The organism is Pseudoalteromonas sp. SR44-5 (assembly GCF_014163675.1).
Lineage (GTDB): Bacteria > Pseudomonadota > Gammaproteobacteria > Enterobacterales > Alteromonadaceae > Pseudoalteromonas > Pseudoalteromonas rhizosphaerae.
Genome location: NZ_JACJDT010000173.1, coordinates 1 through 571, shown reverse-complemented (window position 1 = coordinate 571; position 571 = coordinate 1). Strand labels below are relative to the sequence as shown.

The following is a 571-nucleotide window of genomic DNA, read 5'->3' as shown; positions in this document are numbered from 1 at the left end:
GATGAATGTAAATTTGGTGATTACAAAGATATGGAAGAAGGCTTTATCTGTTTAAATGCCCTTACTATGGCAAAGTTAGGCAAAGACATGCATGGTTGGCAATGCCACACCGACTCATTATATTTACCTTTATTTTTAATTGATTAGTTTCGATAATCACACAACACGAGCCTATTATCTATGAGCAGCTTAATTCACTTATCACTTATTGACGAAGATAGATACCCTACTTCGCTTAGCGGTGATGATGAAAGTAAATACCAACAATTGCTTGCAATTACTGAAGAAGAAGCCATTTATTGGCAGTCAATCGAAATAAACCTGCGCGGCTTTGAACCCGCACTGCAACTATGGGATGCTATCGCAGGTAATAGTCGGTTATTATTGATTGCTAGCTTCAATTTTTTCCCCCATAAGCTGCTTCCACCTGACGCTGACATTAGCGGCACTTTCGGCTTTTTCCCAGCCGATATGGTGAAAGATTTATATGACATAATGCAACAAGAATATAGCTTCGATATTGATAGCTTAGAGGGGCAGAACATAATCGCTGAAATTGAAAAGGATGGAG

At 38.9% G+C, this 571-nt stretch carries 1 protein-coding gene; it reads left to right on the top strand.

Annotated features, from left to right (window positions below):
• Positions 1-180: 180 nt before the first annotated feature.
• On the top strand, positions 181-571 hold a 391-nt coding region (locus H5154_RS23090), incomplete at its 3' end, for a hypothetical protein (RefSeq protein ID WP_182719771.1).